This is a genomic window from Exiguobacterium aurantiacum, assembly GCF_001766415.1.
Lineage (GTDB): Bacteria > Bacillota > Bacilli > Exiguobacteriales > Exiguobacteriaceae > Exiguobacterium > Exiguobacterium aurantiacum_A.
The window spans coordinates 1-617 of the sequence record NZ_MKXO01000036.1 but is presented as its reverse complement, the minus strand read 5'-3'; the positions used below and the strand labels follow the sequence as shown (position 1 = coordinate 617).

Sequence of the window (617 nt, the reverse complement as noted above, 5' to 3'; positions counted from 1 at the left end):
GCAGTGCGTCATATGCCACTTCTAATTCCTGAATGAGCAGGCTGAGTGACCATGCATCTGAAATGATGTGGTGCTGCGCGCAAAGGAGATAATACTCCTCCTTGCCCATATCTACTATCGTCCACTGCGCAAGAGGCCCTCTTTCTAAATCATAGACACGTTCTGCCTCTTGCTGAATGAGCTGCTTGAGTCTTCTCGCTCTTGTTTTTTCATTAAATAACGAGAAATTTGCCACTGTCACAGATGGCGGAAGGTCTTCACGAATGAGTTGAACCGGCTTGCCGCCAAGTGATTTAAATACTGCCCGAAGTGCTTCATGCCGTTTTGTTAAAAGACCAATCGCTTTTGTTAATGCTTGAATGTGTAATGGTCCTGTCAGCTTCCAAGCACCTAATATATTGTAATGATGGCTCTTTTCTAATGTGGATAAGAACCAAATACGCTTCTGGGCATGAGACAGTTCATAGCTTGTTTGCTTTTCAAGCTTTGGAATTTCAGCCTCCTGAACGGCTGGCGCCCCTTTGATGTCATCAACCATTTGCGCCAGATGTGCCAGATGTTTGCTTTCAAATAATATTTTTAAAGGCGCCTTCATTGAAAATTCATGATTGATCCGG

The 617-nt window shown here is 43.9% G+C and carries 1 protein-coding gene; it reads right to left on the bottom strand.

The features are described 5' to 3' along the window. On the bottom strand, window positions 1-617 hold a 617-nt coding region (locus tag BJU60_RS14815; protein WP_217265643.1), incomplete at both ends, for a condensation domain-containing protein.